The following is a 14,717-nucleotide window of genomic DNA, read 5'->3' as shown; positions in this document are numbered from 1 at the left end:
CGGTTCGCGAGGCACGGCATTCGGGTGTGGAGCATCTCGCGAAACGGCCGCGCGATCCTGGAGGAACCCCGCACAGACGAGTCGCGCACGATCTGGGAGCGTGATCCCATGAGTGACGCAGCATCCGTGCCCGCCCTGCCGACCGCCGCGATCGCCGACGCAGCCCTGCGGCTCGGCGTGCCCGTCGGCCACGCCCCTGCCGCGTTGACGCCCGTGCTCCCGGGACGGACCTTCGCGGGGGTCGCCGCGCCCGTCACCCACCTCGGCAGCGTGGATGTGATCCTCGAGGCGATCGACGACGCGCCGGCCGGCGCCGTGCTCGTCGTCGACAACGGCGGACGCGACGACGAGGCGTGCGTCGGCGACCTGCTCGTGCTCGAGGCGGAGCGCGCCGGGCTCGCGGGCATCGTCGTCTGGGGGCGGCACCGCGACACCGCGCAGCTGCGCGAGATCGGGCTGCCCGTGCACAGTGTCGGTGCGCGCTCCACCGGGCCGCTGCGCGTGCCGCCCGCCGGGCGCGCCCTGCGCACGGCCGTGCTCGACGGTGTCGTCGTGACGGATGCGCACGTCGTCTTCGCGGACGACGACGGCGTGCTCGTCGCGCGCGCGGCATCCGTCGACGACCTCGTCGGGGCGGCGCGCGCGATCGTCGCGACCGAGGCGGCGCAGGCCGAGCGGATGCGGTCCGGCACGAGCCTGCGCGAGCAGCTTGACTTCGCCGGCTATCGCGCGGCGCAGGCATCCGACCCGGCCCTGACCCTGCGCGCGCACCTCGCCGCGCGCGGCGGCGCGATCGAGGTCTGACGCATCCCTCGCGGGTCGCGTCACGGCTGCAGGCGCACGACCTCCCAGGGCTCCCCCTCGGCCGCGCGCGAGAAGCGCACGCGGTCGTGCAGGCGCGAGCGGCGGCCCTGCCAGAACTCGATGCGCGACGGGATGACGCGGAACCCGCCCCACTCCGCCGGCCGCGGCACGGCCCCGCCCTCCGGATGCGCCCGCTGCTCCGCGTCCATCGCCGCCTCGAGCGCCGCGCGCGACGCGATCGGCTCCGACTGGCGGCTCGCCCGCGCGCTCGTGCGCGAGCCCCACGGTCGCGAGGTCCAGTAGGCGTCGCTCTCGGCATCCGTCGTCGGCTCGACCGTGCCGCGCACGATGAGCTGCCGCTGCAGCGGATACCACGGGAACAGCAGCGAGACCACCGGATGCGCCGCGATCGCCCGGCCCTTCTCGCTCGTGCGGTGCGAGAAGAACACGAGACCGCGGTCGAGGCCGCGCAGCAGCACCGTGCGGCTGCTCGGGTCGCCGTCCGGGTCGACGGTCGAGACGACCATCGCGTTCGGCTCGCTGACCGCGGACTCGGCGGATGCGGCATCCGCGAGCCAGCGACGCGCGGTCACGAGCGGGTCGGCGTCGAGGTCCGCCTCGGCGAGCGCGCCGAGCGCATAGTCCGTGCGGCGCACGAGTGGGTCGGTCATGCACCCATCGTGCCCGCGATCGCCCGACCGGTGCGCGATCGGCGGCGATCGCGGGGATCAGCGGCGATCGCGGGGATCGGCGGCGATCGCGGGGATCAGCAGCAGCATCCCTCAGTGCGCGACAGCGCCCTCCGCGGCGCTCGATGGTGGAGATGCGGGGAATCGAACCCCGGTCCATCGCTCCAGTCCCGCGCCTTCTACGGGTGTAGCTCATGAAAGCGTTCTGCTCGGCTCCGACCTTTGCCATGAGCAGCTAGGTCGACGAGCCCAGTCGAAGTGAAAGTCCCGGACGGCGCTTCGGCGCCGCCGTCCAGCAAGCCTCGCAAGATGATGCCGGAACCCGGGTACGAGGCCTCCCCGGGCCGACAGACCTCATGTGTGCGCTTGCTTAGGCAGCAAGGGCGAGGTCAGTGCGCTTGTAATTGGCACTTGTGTTTTCCAGAGATCGTTAACGAGATAACCCTGGATCCTCGACCCGCTTCTCGTGGTTGTGCAGACGATGTCGAAACCGATCATCCCCATGCGGCCGGAAGGGGTCGCTGTCGCGCGCTGTGGAATTGTCAAGGCAGGTGCACCGAACGGATGCCGCTGCCGCACCGCCCGTGGGCGGCTCACCAGCTTAGAACCTCCGGCCGCCGCGCGCCATTCCCGATTTCGCGGGCATTCCTATGTGAGGCACCTCGTTCCCGATCCGCTCGCGATCGGTTCGCTCGCGATCGGTTCAGTCGAGTCGAGTCACCCCGTCGGCCGTCTCGATGAGCACCGGGTCGTGCGCGGCCACGAGCACGGTCGTGCCGTCGTCGGCGAGGTCGCGCAGGATGCGGATGACGGCATCCGCGCTCGCCCGGTCGAGGCTCGCCGCCGGCTCATCGGCCATCACGACCGCGGGCGACCGCAGCAGCGCCCGGGCGAGGGCGACGCGCTGGCGCTCGCCGCCGGAGAGGCGTTCGGGCCGGTGCCCGGCGCGCGCGCCGACGCCGAGCCGGTCGAGCAGCTCGCGCGCGCGATCGGCGAGCTGGCGCGTGCGGCGGTCGGGCACCGCCGGCAGCAGCACGTTCTCGAGCGCGGAGAGTCCGGACACGAGCACGCCGCCCTGGTCGAGGTATCCGACGTGGGCCCGCCGCCGGCGGGTGACGAGATCGTCCAAGAGCCCGGTGATCTCATCACCCGCCCAGCTCACGCTGCCGGTCGTCGGCGGCACGAGCCCGGCCGCGACCCGCAGGATGCTCGTCTTGCCCGACCCGGACCGCTCGGCGAGGCAGTGCATGACACCGGCCTCGAGGGTCAGGTCGTAGTCGTCGACGATCGCGAGCGGTTCCGCGCCCGCAACCCGAGCGAGTTACTCGAAACGTGCCGGAATTCCGGCCGATCTCGGGTAACTCGCTCGGGTGAGAGACATCCCCTGGGAAACGCGCTCGGGCGAGGTTGGGCGCCCGGCAATTTGCTCGGACGAGTGAAGCCTGGGCGCACGCGCTCGAGCAAGCGGCAACCCGTGGGCAGCGCGATCGGGTGACCGTCGACGGGCAACCCACTCGGATGACGACCGGCGCTGGGCAACGCGCTCGGGTGACGACTGGCGCTGGGCGACGCGCTCGGAGTGACGACCGACGCTGGGCAACGCGCTCGGGTGACGACCGACGCTGGGCAACGCGCTCGGGTGACGACCGACGCTGGGCAACGCGCTCGGGTGACGACCGACGCTGGGCAACGCGCTCGGAGTGAGCGTCGGGCCTACTCGCCGCGGTCGCTGCGGGTCGCGATCGCGCGCTCGGCCTCGCGCCGGTCCTGGCGCTCGCGCAGCGCCTGACGCTTGTCGTACTCGCGCTTGCCCTTCGCGATCGCGAGCTCGACCTTCGCGCGGCCGTCGTGGAAGTAGATCCGCAGCGGAATGAGCGTGTAGCCGCCCTGCGCGACCTTCTGCGAGATCTTGATGATCTGCGCCTTGTGCAGCAGCATCTTGCGCTTGCGGCGGGTCGCGTGGTTCGTCCACGAGCCGGAGCCCCACTCCGGGATGTGCACGGAATCGAGCCACGCCTCGCCGCCGTCGATGAAGCCGTAGCCGTCGACGAGCGACGCCCGGCCCTCGCGCAGTGACTTCACCTCAGTGCCGGAGAGCACGAGGCCTGCCTCGAAAGTGTCCTCGATGAGATAGTCGTGGCGGGCACGACGGTTGGTCGCGACGACCCGCTCGCCCTGTTCCTTCGGCATGACTCCCCCTCTCGCGAACGCGCACCCGGATTCGGGCAGCCGTCGAGTCTACCGCGGACGCCGCGCGCCGTGTCCACGCGCCCACCCGACGATCGCGACGTCCCACCCAATGCCCAACCCCCCACCGCCCGACGATCACGGCGCGCTGCCCGAAACCCCGCGCCACCGCTCGACGCCGCCGGTGATCGCCCGAGGCCGCCGGCCGGTACCCGTCATGCGCCGGTCCGCCCCCGTTCAGAACTCCGGAGGAGTTTTGGGTGCCCCTCGGCGCGCCCCCCAAATCTCGGCGGCGCCGCGGGCTCGGGGAACGCACCCATGAGATTTCTCAGGAGTTCTCAACGGCGGGCAGGCGGATAGGCGGCCCCACCGCCCCGACGCCCGCGACCCTGCGGCCCGACGCCGCCCAATCCACCGCCCGACGCCGCCCAACCCACCGCCCGGGGCCGCCGGTGTCCCCCGAGGCCGCCGGTGCCCGTCATGCGCGGGTCCGCCCCGTTCAGAACTCCGGAGGAATTTCGGGTGCCCCTCGGTACGGCCCCCAAAACTCGGCGGCGCCGCGGACTCGGGGAACGCACCCATGCGATTTCTCAGGAGTTCTGAACTGGTGCCGAACAAACGCCCGCCGCACAACGCGCCCGCCGCGCAAAAAACGTCCGTCGGGCAGAACATCCGCCGCGCAGTGCCCCTCCGTGCCGATTGGCGGCACGCGGCACACCTGCCCCGCGACCCGGCAGCCGGGCTGAACGCCCGCCGCGCAGCCCGGCAGCCGCGGCCCGGCCACCCGAGGCGCAGCACCGCAGCCCGGCCCGCGCGATACGCGAACCCGGCCGCTCAGACGCGCAGGTACCGGCTGATCGCGAAGCCCGCGGACGCCGCCGCGAGCACGACGCCGACGACGATGAGGATCGGTACGACGATGAACGCGTCCCCGACCCCGATGAGCGCGACGGTCGAGGTCGCACCGAGGGCCTGGCGCAGGTAGCCGCGAACGAAGAACTGCACGATCGCGACGATCGCCCCACTCGCGAGCACCGACCCGATGACCGCCGCGAACACGCCCTCGAGGATGAACGGTGTCTGGATGAACCGGTTAGACGCGCCGACGAGCCGCATGATGCCGAGCTCTCTCCGCCTCGAGAACGCGGACAGACGAATCGTGGTGGCGATGAGCAGCACGGCCGCGACGAGCATGAGGGTGGCCAGGCCCACGGCGGTGTACGACGCGGCCGAGAGGATCGCGAAGATCTGGTCGAGGTACTGCCGCTGGTCGTCGACGGACTGCACGCCCGGGAGCCCATTGATCGCCTCGACGATCACGGCCGCCTGGGATGGGTCGACGAGTTGCACGCGGAAGCTCTCCGGCAGCAGGTCGGGGGTGAGGTAGTCCGAGATCGACGAGTCGGAGAACTGCTGCTTGAAGTTGTCGTAGGCCTGCTTGTGGTCTTCGAACTGCACGTTCTTGACGTAGGGCTTGAGCGCGTCCGAGTCCAGCTGCGCCTGGATCGCGGCCTTCTGGTCGTCGGTGGTCTCGGTGCCCGCGCACGGGTCGCCGCTGTCATTGACGGTGCACAGGTAGACGGCGACCTGCGCGCGGTCGTACCAGTAGCCCTTCATCTGCCCGATCTGGAACTGCAGCAGGATCGCCGCGCCCACGAAGGTCAGCGAGATGAACGTGACGAGCACGACGGAGATGACCATGGAGACGTTGCGGCGCAGACCCGACGCGGCCTCGCGCAGCACCAGGCGGAGTCTCACGCGGTGACCCCGCCCGCGGCACCGCCAAGGCCGAAGCCCTGAACCGGGATCGCCTGGGTCTGGTACCCGCCGCGGCGTTCGTCACGCACGATCTGCCCGCTGATGAGCTCAATGACGCGCCGCTGCATCTGGTCGACTATGCCGGCGTCGTGCGTTGCCATCACGACCGTCGTGCCGCCGAGGTTGATGCGTTCGAGCAACGTCATGATGCCCGCCGACGTAGACGGGTCGAGGTTGCCCGTCGGCTCGTCCGCGAGCAGGATGGCGGGCTTGTTGACGATGGCGCGCGCGATCGCGACACGCTGCTGCTCGCCGCCCGACAGCTCGTGCGGGAACCGGCCGCTCTTGCCGGCGAGTCCGACCATCTTGAGCACGTCCGGCACCGCCTCCTGGATGAAGCCCGCGCTGCGGCCGATGACCTGGAGGGCGAAGGCGACGTTGTCGAACACGTTCTTCTGCGGCAGCAGGCGGAAGTCCTGGAACACCACGCCGAGGTTGCGCCGGAAGTAGGGCACCTTGCGATTCGACATGCGGCTGAGCTCCTGCCCGAGCACGTGGATCTGGCCGCGCGACGGCTTCTCCTCCTTGAGCACGAGGCGCAGGAAGCTCGACTTGCCGCTGCCTGAGGCACCGACGAGGAACACGAACTCGCCCTTGTTCACCTCGAGGCTGACGTCGCCGAGCGCGGGACGGCTGTTGCCGGCATAGAACTTGCTGACGGAGTCGAAGCGGATCATCGCGCTCCACGCTAGGCGCGCTCGCAACGGATGCCGCGGAGCGACGCGCTCGCACTCCCTGGGAGTTCGCGCACCCAGGGAGTTCGCGCGCCCAGGGAGTTCGCGCGCCCAGGGAGTTCGCGCACTCGGGAGTTCGCGCACCGGGCGTGAGCACGCGCACCCTGGGAGTTCGCGCACCTCGGGAGTCCGCGCACCCGGGAGTCCGTGCACCGGGCGCGAGCGCACACACCCGCCGCCCGGTGTACCGGAGGCTGCCTCCGCTAGGCTGACGGCATGACAGAGCAGAAGAACTGGTTCATCACGGGCACCTCGCGCGGCTTCGGTCGCGAGTGGGCCCTCGCCGCGCTCGAGCGCGGCGACCGGGTCGCGGGCACGGCGCGCGACACCGCCACCCTGCAGGACATCGTCGAGCGTTTCGGCGACGCGTTCCTGCCGATCGAGCTCGACGTCACCGATCGCGCCGCCGGCTTCGCCGCCGTGCAGCGCGCGCACGAGGCGTTCGGGCGTCTCGACGTCGTCGTGAACAACGCCGGCTACGGGCAGTTCGGCATGGCCGAGGAGCTCAGCGAGCACGAGCTGCGGGCCCAGATCGAGACGAACGTCTTCGGAGCGATCTGGATCACGCAGGCCGCTCTTCCGATCCTGCGCTCGCAGGGCGCGGGCCACATCCTGCAGGTCTCATCGATCGGCGGCGTCTCCGCCTTCGCCAACCTGTCCGCCTACCACGCGTCGAAGTGGGCGCTCGAGGGCTTCAGCCAGGCGCTCGCGCAGGAGGTCGCCGAGTTCGGCGTGCACGTGACGCTCATCGAGCCTGGCGGCTTCTCGACCGACTGGTCGGGTCCGAGTGCGAAGCACGCGACGCCGCTGCCCGCGTACGACGCCGCGCGGGAGCGCCGGGCGCAGCAGCGCGCTCAGCAGTCCGCCGCGGGCGCGGGCGACCCGGCGGCATCCGCTCGGGCGCTGCTCGAGGTGGTCGATGCGGCCGAGCCACCGCTGCGGGTGTTCTTCGGGACGCGTCCGATCGAGATCGCGAAGGCCGACTACGCGTCGCGCATCGCGACCTGGGACACCTGGCAGCGCGTCGCCGAGCTCGCCCAGGGCTGACCGCCGCGGATGCCGACCCGCGTCGGGCGCTGACGGCGCGGGTCAGGCGTTCTCGGCGGTCTTGCGCCAGCGGATGCCGGCGTTGATGAACCCGTCGAGCTCGCCGTCGAAGACGGTGGCCGGGTTGCCGACCTCGAAGCCGGTGCGGAGGTCCTTGACGAGCTGCTGGCCGTAGAGGAAGTACGACCGCATCTGGTCGCCCCAGCTCGCGGTGATGGTGCCGGCGAGCTCCTTCTTCTTCGCGGCCTCCTCCTCGCGCTGCAGCAGCATGAGGCGGGTCTGCAGCACGCGCATCGCGGCCGCCCGGTTCTGGATCTGGCTCTTCTCGTTCTGCATCGAGACGACGATGCCGGTCGGCAGGTGGGTGATGCGCACGGCCGAGTCGGTCGTGTTGACGCTCTGCCCGCCGGGACCGGACGACCGGAACACGTCGACACGGATGTCGCCCTCCGGCACCTCGACCTGCTGGGCCTCCTCCATGACGGGGATGACCTCGACGGCCGCAAAGCTCGTCTGGCGCTTGTCGGCGCCGCCGAACGGGCTGATGCGCGCGAGGCGGTGCGTGCCGGCCTCGACGCTGAGCGTGCCGAACGCGTAGGGCGCGTCGATCTCGAACGTCGCCGACTTGATGCCGGCGCCCTCCGCGTAGGAGGTGTCCATGACCTTGACCGGGTACTTGTGCTTCTCCGCCCAGCGCAGATACATGCGCATGAGCATCTCCGCGAAGTCGGTGGCGTCGTCGCCGCCGGCGCCCGAGCGGATGGTGACCACGGCCCCGCGCGAGTCGTACTCGCCGTTCAGCAGCGTCTGCACCTCGAGCTCGTCGAGCACGGTCTGGATCGCGTCCATCTCGGCGAGGACTTCGGATGCCGCGGCAGCGTCATCCTCCTCGCGCGCGAGCTCCGCCATCACCTCGACGTCGTCGAGACGGCTCTCGAGGTCGGTGACGCGCTTGAGCTGGGTCTGCGCGTGGCTGAGCGCGGAGGTGACCTTCTGCGCCGACTCGGGATCGTCCCAGAGGTCGGGCGCGCCGGCCTTCTCGCTGAGGTCGGCGATCTCCCCGCGCAGCCGGTCGACGCCGACCACTGCGGTGATGTCGTCGAGAGTGGAGCGCAGCGACGCGAGCCGCTCGGAGATGTCGAGTTCCATGGCGGCGTACAGCCTACCGGCGCGGGAAGCGCTCGCCGCCGCCGGTCGAGGAACGCCGCCGGCGCGGGCAGCGCTCGCCGCCGCCGGTCGAGGAACGCCGCCGGCGCGGGTAGGGCTCGCCGCCGCCGGTCGAGAAGCGCCGCCGGTCGAGGAGCGCCGCCGGCGCGAGCGGCGCTCGCCGCCGCCGGTCGAGGAGCGCCGCGAGCGCAGCGAGCGTCGCGTCTCGAGACCACGGTTGGCGTACCGTGAGGTAAGCCATGACGATCGACGCCCCGTTCCGCTTCCGCTCGATCGTCCTCCCCGCCCTCGCCCCGACGGTGCTGTTCGCGATCGGCGAGGGCGCGATCATCCCGGTGCTGCCGGCGATCGCGGGCGACCGGGGCGCGGGCCTCGCCGCCGCGGGCTTCGTCGCCGCGATGATCACCGTCGGCAACCTGCTCGGCGACGTGCCGAGCGGCAGCCTCATCCACCGCTTCGGCGAGCGCCGGGCGATGCTCGGCGCGAGCGTGGTCGCCGCGATCGGCCTCGTCATCGCGCTCCTCGCGCCGAACCCGTGGGTGCTGGGCGGCGGCATCCTGCTCGTCGGCCTCGCGACCGCGATCTTCGCGCTCGCGCGGCACGCGTTCCTCACCACGTTCGTGCCGATCACGCACCGCGCCCGGGCGCTGTCGACCCTCGGCGGCACGTTCCGCTTCGGCTACCTCGTGGGGCCGTTCCTCGGCGCCGCGGTCATCGGCCTCACCGGCGTCACGGAGCTCGCGTTCGTCGTGCACCTCGTGTGCGTCACGGCCGCCTTCATCCTGCTGATCGTGCAGAAGGACCCGACCGAGCGCATCACCGCGCTCCGCCTGGACCGCGCGACGGATGCCGAGTTCGAGCACCGCGGACTGGCCGCGACCCTGTGGGCCAACCGCCGCATTCACGGCACGATCGGCGTCGGCGCGATGGCGCTCGCGGCGCTGCGCGCGAGCCGCGGCGTCGTGCTGCCGCTCTGGGCGGTGAGCATCGGGCTGAACGAGGTGCACACCTCGGTCATCATCGGCATCGCGGGCGCCGTCGACGTCGCCCTGTTCTACGCCGGCGGCCAGCTCATGGACCGCTTCGGCCGGGTCTGGACCGCCGTGCCCTCGACGCTCGGGCTCGCGCTGTGCTTCCTCGTGCTGTCGGTCACGCACGACCTCGACGCCCGGCTCGGCTGGTTCATCGGCATCGCGCTCGCGTGCTCGCTCGCGAACGGGCTCGGCGCCGGCATCCTCATGACGCTCGGCGCAGACCTGTCGGACCCGCGGCATCCGGCGACCTTCCTCGGCGCCTGGCGCTTCCAGACCGACTCGGGCGGCGCGCTCGCGTCGGTGCTCGTCGCGACGATCACCGCCGCGATCGCCCTGCCGGTGGCCGTGGCGACGGTCGGCGTCGTCGGGGTCGTGGGCGCGGGCTTCCTGTACCGCTACGCGCCACGCCGGCCGCGGGCGTGAGTCACGCCTGGCACGGTGTCCAGGCGTCGGTCGGCGCGCCCGGCGCTCCGAGCGACGCGTCGATCGGCACCACCGCGATCGCGACGACAGTGCCCGCGGCCGCCGTGTCCCAGTGGCCGGTGCTGACGTCGATGACGACCTTGCCGGCTGCGCCCTCGATGACGTAGAGGCGCTCGCCGTTCGTCTCCTCGACCGCGTCGAACGAGTCGTAGGTCGCCTTCACGCGTGCTTCCGAGTCACCGACTCGGATGCCCGACTTCGTCGGGATGCGCTCGTCCCGCACCACGATGAATTCGAGTGGGCTCGCCTTCTCACCTCCGTCAATGCGCACGGTGAACGCCGGCCCGCCGCCGTCGTCTCCCCCACCCGTTGCGAAGTCACCCATGGGGGTGAACAGGCCGTGACCGGCTGAGCATCCGGAAGAATCCCACGTGACGAAGCCGTTGTCGTCCGGGATCGGCTGCCCGATACGCAGGGGACCGAGCCCCTCGCTCGTCAGGTAGGGCGGATTCGCGGGCGTCGCCGCGGCATCCGGGTCATCGGCCACGGCGGTGCCGGTCGTGTTCGGGATGACAAGCGGACGGATGCGGTCCTGGTTCGCGACCACGTCGGCGAGGAAGTCGGGTTCATCCGTGCCAGGCTCCGCGTTCACGAACACCCATACCCAGAAGCCGTCGGCGAACGCGTAGCCGCCCGGATAGCCCTCGCGCTCGTCGTACCGGATCCAGCCGTCCTCCTGGCGGGAGTCGATTCCCTCGGCGTCGAGCGCCGCCATACGGGATGCGGCGTCCGCTGCCGAGATGGCGCCCGACGCCATCACTCCGCTGACTTCCATCGCCGAGGACGTGCTCCACGCGCACACGAGGCCGCCCGACTGGATGAACGGGTAGACCCCGTTGTCGACCTCATCCTTCTTGATGTCCGGGTAGTTCGCGACGAACTCGAGCGGATCGATCCACGCCTGGGCGTCGGCGTCGCCGGTCAGCACCGCGCGGCACGAGGTCTCGTCCGCGATCGACGTGCGGGGATCGGCGTCGGGCGGGGCCGAGCCTGTCGGCGTCGAACTGGGCGTCGGCGTCGCGCTCGGCGCGGGCGTCGCGGTCTCGGACGGCACGGGTGCTACCGCGGGCGGCGTCACCTCGCGCGCGTCGCGGATGCCGAGGCCGACCACGAGCGCGAGAACGGCGAGAGCCGCCGTCGCTCCGACGCCGACCGACCACGCGACGAGGGGACGGCGGAGCGTACGGGCGCCCGACGCGGGATGGCCGACCACCGCATCCGCTCGCGGTTCGAGCGCGAGGTCCCATTCGCGCGGGTCGCGCAGACGGGCGAAGCCGTCTTCCGGAGTGTCGATGGGGCTCATGACTGCTCCTTCCGAAGGGCTTCGAGACGCGGGCTCGCTGCGCTCGCGCGCTCCTCAGCCGGCGGGTCGAGCGCCGCGCGGAGGGTCGCGAACGCGTGCTGCGCCTGGCTGCGCACGGTGTGGATCGAGATGTCGAGCATCCGGGCGATGACGGCGTCGGAGAGGTCGGCGTGGTAGCGCAGCACGACGACCGCGCTGCCGCTCGGGCAGAGCGCGCACGAGCTCGAAGAACGCGCGCGTCTCGTCGTGGCGCAGGTAGCCCGCGTCGTCCACGGGACGCTCGGGAGGGGCATCCGTGAGCACGTCGCGCCGCTTGCGGATGACGTCGATCGACCGGTTGGCGACGGCGCGCTTGAGGTAGGCGACGGGCTGCGCCACCGGCCACGCGGACGCCGCGGCGATCAGCACGCCCTGCACGACGTCCTCGGCGTCGTGCCGGTTGCCCGTCATGAGCACGGCGAGGCGCAGCAGGGCGGCGCCACGCTCGGCGACGAGCGCGGTGTACCGCTCGTCGGCTCGCCATCGCGTCATCCGTCACCGCCTCTCGAGAACTATGACGGATGACGCGGCGAGAAGTGATGCAACATCACGCGGATCTGATCAGCGCAGCACCGAGCGCGCCGTCGACGTGACCGTCACCGCGATGCCGTCGGGCACGAGCGGCGCGAGCACGGGCGGCCGCCAGCGCGCCGAGAGCGTGACGCGCGCCGAGCCGCCGTCGGCGACCGCCTCATCGCAGGTCAGCGTGTCGAAGGCCTGCGCGGCGGATGCCCCGGTCGAGCGCTCGGCGAGGTAGTCGAGCACGGCCGCGCGCACCTCGGCGCTGTCGAGCCCGACCGCGAGCTGCCCGCCGTCGGCGTGCACGTCGTCGAGGGCGAACGACTCGGCACCGACGAGCGCGGCGGCGTCGGCGACCGTGAACAGCCGCTTGCGCTCCAGGTAGAGGCTCGTCGCGGCCGTCGCGAGGAACACGACCGCGAGCGCGAGCGCCGCGCACGCGACCACGAGCGGCAGGATCGAGCCTTCGTCCGCGCCGAGCGCCGCGCGGATGCGCCCACTGCGCGCCGAGCAGGACGTCCGCGCGCGGGCCGCCCGCGTCATCCGTCGCTCCGGAACCTCGACACCTGCTCGGTCGCGCTCGCACCCACCGGCACCGCGGTAGCGACGTTCAACCGCAGCACCGGCGGCACGAGCGGCAGGGCGACGGATGCCCGCACCCGCACCGTCACGAACGACCGGCTCGCGAGGCAGTCGGGCTCGCTGCACGCCACCTCCACCCGCGCCGACCCGGAGTCGAGCCCGAAGTCGTCGAGCGCGAGGTCGACGGCGCGCTGCGCCGCCGCTCGGGCCGACGCCGCATCCGCCTGCTGCACGAACACGCGCGCCGCCTGCCGGGCGCCGCCCTCGACGGCGAGCGCCGCGCCCTGCACCGCGGAGACGACGAGCACGAGGTAGACGAGCGGCACGAGCAGCAGCACGCCCGCGGTGATGAGCTCGATCGACGCCGATCCCGTGTCGTCGCGCCGTCGCCCGTCAGCGCACGACCTCGACCGCCGCATGCCCGCTCACCTCCAGGCCGTCGCCGATGCCGATGAGCCCGAGCAGTGGCAGCGGCGTGCGCACGGTGACCTCAGCGACAGGGATGCCGCTCTCGTCCGTGCGGGTCGCGGTGACGTCGCGCGCGTAGTCCGGGCCGAGCGCCGTGCCGATCAGGTCCCGCGTGCGGGCAGCGCCGTCGGCGATGGTGTTGCCGGCGAGCGCGCCGTAGCGGGCGCCCTCGGCCGCCGCGTCGATGACCGTGTTGCGCACGTGCAGGGCGAGCCCGAGCTGCAGCACGCCGAGCGTGAGCACGACGAGCAGGCCCGCGACCATGACGAACTCCGCGGGGGCGCTGCCCGCGTCATCCGCTGCCCGCATCTCGCGGTCAGAACCCGGTGACGCGGTCGATCGCCTGCTGGAACACACCGCTGAGCGCCGGCCCGGCGAGGCCCCAGATCACGATCACCAGGCCCGCGGTCATGAGGGTGATGAGCACCCAGCCAGGAACGTCGCCGCGATCATCGTCGAGGCGGGATAGGACGGAGCGGATGCGCGACACGGCACCTCCCGAAGGGTCGATCAGCGAGGATGCGCAGGATCATGCCGCGACCCCCGTTGGAGGGGTGCGCGCTCTCCACAGCCCACAGCGTTCGACGCGCACACGTGATCCACCAGGGCACCGGTCCGAACCGGGCCCTACGGGCTCATCGCCCGTTTGTCGCCGCCATCGCGAAGCGGGGGATGGACCTGGTCCGATCGCCAGGGCGAGAGCGCGGAGTGTTCGCAAGAGCGGAGTGTTCGCCAGAAATTGAAGGGCTACGCGAGCCAGTCGATCACGAGGCCCGCGCTACTCCCGGCGCACTGGACATCCTCGATTGACTAGGCGCCTTCGTGGACATCGCGCGAGCGCGCCCTCGCAGTCGGCTTCCATCGGTCGAGTGCGACGAAGACCCTTCTGTGAAATCCAGATTTGTCCGGTTGCGACGTGTCTGGCTTTCGGTAACGGCGACGACCAGCACCCTCCTCTCCCCGACGGGAGCATCGCCGATCGAAATCACCGCCCTCCGAAGGTGACGACGACTCCACGATATTCGCGCCGTTGACCTGCTGCGAAAATGCCGGACGAGAACGAGAACGAGAACGTTCGACCCGCGGCACTGGGTCCGCCACGAAGCGACGTCAGGTAATCGGAAACGCGCCCTTGGTGCAAATGAGGCACCGCCCGAAACTATCTCCTCCGCGTAAGCGGAACAGATGGTCCCGGGCGGCGTCCGATCACGCTAACGAACACTCACTCGTTCGATCCCTCGATCACGCGAGGGACCCAATAGACGGGGTCGACGGCTCGAACGGAACCGTCCGCATCCCGCACGACCTCGACCTCACTGCTGAACGCCTCCTTGTTCGCGAGAGTACCTGTGACCGTGACCACCTTGCCTCCCGACGAGGTTGAACGCACCTCCGAAGAAGCCGTTTCTGTCACTGGCAGACTCTTTATTCCCGCTTTCAAGGATATTCGACACATCGATCGATCGCTAGCCCAATGTTCGCACCAATCCCTGAAATCAGACATGCTGGTCAAAGTGCTCAGATCCTCGGCACCATCTTCGACAGCTTGAATCGCGGCACTAGCGCTAACCGGCTGAACATCTTGTTTCGCGCAACCAGTTGAAGCAATCACTACGCCAATCATGATGCTCACACCGGCCACGGCGGAATTCTTTCGCCGCGAGGCGGAGGACGTCACGAGATTCTGGCGACGTAACAGCAACATATTCATCGGCGAAACGGGCTCTTCGGACATTCGGTGGGGGTGGGGCTCGCTGGGTGATGGTCGGCGGGTAGGGGTCGAGGTCTCCGAGGATCAGTAGCGCCAACCGCTGATTCCGGACCGAGGACCTCGACGTGTCTC

The 14,717-nt window shown here is 71.0% G+C and carries 17 protein-coding genes, 1 other RNA gene and 1 pseudogene; 3 read left to right on the top strand and 16 right to left on the bottom strand.

The annotated features are described in order from the left end of the window. Positions 1–108 precede the first annotated feature (108 nt). Positions 109–804: an RraA family protein gene (locus QT381_RS14035; RefSeq protein WP_289249660.1), complete on the top strand. Its 696-nt coding sequence runs from the start codon at positions 109–111 to the stop codon at positions 802–804. A gap of 20 nt (positions 805–824) precedes the next feature. Here the strand turns inward: QT381_RS14035 and pdxH are convergent, their stop codons facing one another. The 6 genes from pdxH to ftsE all read right to left on the bottom strand — a co-directional run bounded on the left by pdxH (position 825) and on the right by ftsE (position 6,175). Beyond that, complete coding sequence (gene pdxH, locus QT381_RS14030; RefSeq protein ID WP_289249659.1) at positions 825–1,475, bottom strand: pyridoxamine 5'-phosphate oxidase; 651 nt, start codon at positions 1,473–1,475, stop codon at positions 825–827. 144 nt (positions 1,476–1,619) lie between these two features. Next, positions 1,620–1,995: a transfer-messenger RNA gene (ssrA, locus tag QT381_RS14025) on the bottom strand. A 201-nt stretch (positions 1,996–2,196) separates the two neighbouring features. After that, positions 2,197–2,763 (bottom strand): ABC transporter ATP-binding protein, encoded by a 567-nt coding sequence (locus QT381_RS14020; RefSeq protein ID WP_289249681.1) that lies wholly within the window; start codon positions 2,761–2,763, stop codon positions 2,197–2,199. A 443-nt stretch (positions 2,764–3,206) separates the two neighbouring features. Next, positions 3,207–3,683 (bottom strand): SsrA-binding protein SmpB, encoded by a 477-nt coding sequence (smpB, locus tag QT381_RS14015; RefSeq protein WP_289249658.1) that lies wholly within the window; start codon positions 3,681–3,683, stop codon positions 3,207–3,209. An 831-nt stretch (positions 3,684–4,514) separates the two neighbouring features. Continuing rightward, the gene (ftsX, locus tag QT381_RS14010; protein WP_289249657.1) at positions 4,515–5,438 is read right to left on the bottom strand and encodes a permease-like cell division protein FtsX; all 924 of its coding nucleotides are present in this window, start codon (positions 5,436–5,438) and stop codon (positions 4,515–4,517) included. Next, positions 5,435–6,175: a cell division ATP-binding protein FtsE gene (ftsE, locus tag QT381_RS14005; RefSeq protein WP_289249656.1), complete on the bottom strand. Its 741-nt coding sequence runs from the start codon at positions 6,173–6,175 to the stop codon at positions 5,435–5,437. The genes ftsX and ftsE overlap by 4 nt, the downstream gene beginning before the upstream one ends. Before the next feature lie 273 nt (positions 6,176–6,448). Here ftsE and QT381_RS14000 point away from each other — a divergent pair, with 273 nt between their 5' ends. Further along, a complete protein-coding gene (locus QT381_RS14000) occupies positions 6,449–7,279 on the top strand; it encodes an SDR family oxidoreductase (RefSeq protein ID WP_289249655.1) in 831 nt (276 codons plus the stop codon). Between the two features lie 42 nt (positions 7,280–7,321). Here the strand turns inward: QT381_RS14000 and prfB are convergent, their stop codons facing one another. Together prfB and QT381_RS13990 are read right to left on the bottom strand one after the other, a co-directional pair. Continuing rightward, on the bottom strand, positions 7,322–8,428 hold the full coding sequence (gene prfB / locus QT381_RS13995) for a peptide chain release factor 2 (RefSeq protein WP_289249654.1): 1,107 nt from the start codon (positions 8,426–8,428) through the stop codon (positions 7,322–7,324). Positions 8,429–8,441: 13 nt separating this feature from the next. Next, positions 8,442–8,687 carry a hypothetical protein gene (locus tag QT381_RS13990; RefSeq protein WP_289249653.1) on the bottom strand — a complete coding sequence of 82 codons (246 nt, stop codon included), beginning with the start codon at positions 8,685–8,687 and terminating at the stop codon, positions 8,442–8,444. Between QT381_RS13990 and QT381_RS13985 the strand changes: the two genes are divergently transcribed. Further along, positions 8,686–9,903, top strand: a complete 1,218-nt coding sequence (locus QT381_RS13985; protein WP_289249652.1) for an MFS transporter — start codon at positions 8,686–8,688, stop codon at positions 9,901–9,903. The genes QT381_RS13990 and QT381_RS13985 overlap by 2 nt on opposite strands. Position 9,904: 1 nt before the next feature. Here QT381_RS13985 and QT381_RS13980 read toward each other — a convergent pair whose 3' ends face one another. From QT381_RS13980 to QT381_RS13950, 8 genes and pseudogenes are all read right to left on the bottom strand, one after another. Then, complete coding sequence (locus tag QT381_RS13980) at positions 9,905–11,266, bottom strand: hypothetical protein (RefSeq protein WP_289249651.1); 1,362 nt, start codon at positions 11,264–11,266, stop codon at positions 9,905–9,907. Continuing rightward, positions 11,263–11,406, bottom strand: coding sequence for a hypothetical protein (locus tag QT381_RS15810; RefSeq protein ID WP_502877549.1), 144 nt, complete (start codon positions 11,404–11,406; stop codon positions 11,263–11,265). The genes QT381_RS13980 and QT381_RS15810 overlap by 4 nt, the downstream gene beginning before the upstream one ends. A 178-nt stretch (positions 11,407–11,584) precedes the next feature. Beyond that, positions 11,585–11,797 (bottom strand): annotated as a pseudogene (locus QT381_RS15805) (sigma factor); the annotation flags it as partial. A gap of 69 nt (positions 11,798–11,866) precedes the next feature. Further along, complete coding sequence (locus QT381_RS13970; RefSeq protein ID WP_289249649.1) at positions 11,867–12,367, bottom strand: pilus assembly protein TadG-related protein; 501 nt, start codon at positions 12,365–12,367, stop codon at positions 11,867–11,869. Next, positions 12,364–12,825: a hypothetical protein gene (locus QT381_RS13965; RefSeq protein ID WP_289249648.1), complete on the bottom strand. Its 462-nt coding sequence runs from the start codon at positions 12,823–12,825 to the stop codon at positions 12,364–12,366. Before QT381_RS13965 ends, QT381_RS13970 begins: the two co-directional genes overlap by 4 nt. Next, on the bottom strand, positions 12,800–13,183 hold the full coding sequence (locus QT381_RS13960) for a TadE/TadG family type IV pilus assembly protein (protein WP_289249647.1): 384 nt from the start codon (positions 13,181–13,183) through the stop codon (positions 12,800–12,802). Before QT381_RS13960 ends, QT381_RS13965 begins: the two co-directional genes overlap by 26 nt. Positions 13,184–13,190: 7 nt before the next feature. Then, the gene (locus QT381_RS13955; RefSeq protein WP_289249646.1) at positions 13,191–13,364 is read right to left on the bottom strand and encodes a hypothetical protein; all 174 of its coding nucleotides are present in this window, start codon (positions 13,362–13,364) and stop codon (positions 13,191–13,193) included. A gap of 732 nt (positions 13,365–14,096) precedes the next feature. Then, positions 14,097–14,516, bottom strand: coding sequence for a hypothetical protein (locus tag QT381_RS13950; RefSeq protein ID WP_289249645.1), 420 nt, complete (start codon positions 14,514–14,516; stop codon positions 14,097–14,099). Positions 14,517–14,717: the final 201 nt, after the last annotated feature.

It is taken from the genome of Galbitalea sp. SE-J8 (genome assembly GCF_030345695.1).
Taxonomy (GTDB): Bacteria; Actinomycetota; Actinomycetes; order Actinomycetales; family Microbacteriaceae; genus JAUASV01.
Note: the sequence above shows the minus strand (reverse complement) of the source record. Positions and strands in the feature narration are given on the sequence as shown.

Coding starts and splice junctions, on each gene's coding strand:
- QT381_RS14035 (WP_289249660.1), top strand. CDS start 109: ATGAGTGACGCAGCATCCGTGCCCGCCCTGCCGACCGCCGCGATCGCC.
- pdxH (WP_289249659.1), bottom strand. CDS start 1,475: ATGACCGACCCACTCGTGCGCCGCACGGACTATGCGCTCGGCGCGCTC.
- smpB (WP_289249658.1), bottom strand. CDS start 3,683: ATGCCGAAGGAACAGGGCGAGCGGGTCGTCGCGACCAACCGTCGTGCC.
- ftsE (WP_289249656.1), bottom strand. CDS start 6,175: ATGATCCGCTTCGACTCCGTCAGCAAGTTCTATGCCGGCAACAGCCGT.
- QT381_RS14000 (WP_289249655.1), top strand. CDS start 6,449: ATGACAGAGCAGAAGAACTGGTTCATCACGGGCACCTCGCGCGGCTTC.
- prfB (WP_289249654.1), bottom strand. CDS start 8,428: ATGGAACTCGACATCTCCGAGCGGCTCGCGTCGCTGCGCTCCACTCTC.
- QT381_RS13985 (WP_289249652.1), top strand. CDS start 8,686: ATGACGATCGACGCCCCGTTCCGCTTCCGCTCGATCGTCCTCCCCGCC.
- QT381_RS13990 (WP_289249653.1), bottom strand. CDS start 8,687: ATGGCTTACCTCACGGTACGCCAACCGTGGTCTCGAGACGCGACGCTC.
- QT381_RS13980 (WP_289249651.1), bottom strand. CDS start 11,266: ATGAGCCCCATCGACACTCCGGAAGACGGCTTCGCCCGTCTGCGCGAC.
- QT381_RS15810 (WP_502877549.1), bottom strand. CDS start 11,406: ATGCTCGACATCTCGATCCACACCGTGCGCAGCCAGGCGCAGCACGCG.
- QT381_RS13970 (WP_289249649.1), bottom strand. CDS start 12,367: ATGACGCGGGCGGCCCGCGCGCGGACGTCCTGCTCGGCGCGCAGTGGG.
- QT381_RS13965 (WP_289249648.1), bottom strand. CDS start 12,825: ATGCGGCGGTCGAGGTCGTGCGCTGACGGGCGACGGCGCGACGACACG.
- QT381_RS13960 (WP_289249647.1), bottom strand. CDS start 13,183: ATGCGGGCAGCGGATGACGCGGGCAGCGCCCCCGCGGAGTTCGTCATG.